This is a genomic window from Pseudomonas sp. 22189 (assembly GCF_052045635.1).
Lineage (GTDB): Bacteria > Pseudomonadota > Gammaproteobacteria > Pseudomonadales > Pseudomonadaceae > Aquipseudomonas > Aquipseudomonas parakoreensis.
The window spans coordinates 1-484 of record NZ_JBQEPG010000076.1 but is presented as its reverse complement, the minus strand read 5'-3'; the positions used below and the strand labels follow the sequence as shown (position 1 = coordinate 484).

1 protein-coding gene is annotated in these 484 nt (G+C 47.3%); it reads left to right on the top strand.

The features are described 5' to 3' along the window. Window positions 1–152 precede the first annotated feature (152 nt). A complete protein-coding gene (locus tag ACTJKS_RS28045; RefSeq protein WP_041066888.1) occupies window positions 153–365 on the top strand; it encodes a FitA-like ribbon-helix-helix domain-containing protein in 213 nt (70 codons plus the stop codon). The last annotated feature ends 119 nt before the right edge of the window (window positions 366–484 follow it).

Here is a 484-nt window from a genome sequence, read left to right as displayed (position 1 = left end):
TTTGACTTTGATTTTAAAAACAAGATCAAAAGATCGCAGCCTGCGGCAGCTCCTACAAAGGCTCGATCAAATGGCGTTACAACCTGAAAACGAAGATTCGTAAACCGAGTGGTAGTCTCACTGCTTCGATGGCTGTATCGCTGGAGTACATTGTGGCGAGTTTGACTATCAGCAATCTTGACCTTCAGCTCTATGAAGAACTGCAGTTAGCGGCAGATATTAATAATCGTTCGATTGAAGAGCACGCGCGTGTGATGTTGCAGAAAGCGCTCGAGCAGAATCAATCTGCCGCTGGCTTGGGGACTCGAATTCATAGACGATTTAATAATGTCGGTGACGTTGAATTGGATGTGCCGTCACGCTGAGCCAGTATTTTCTCGGCATCGCCAATTTTCAGTGGCAGTAAATCTGACGCCATCGCGGGCAAGCCCGCTCCCACAGGTTTTTCGGTCGTTCACATATTTTGTGTTCGACTCGTTTCCTG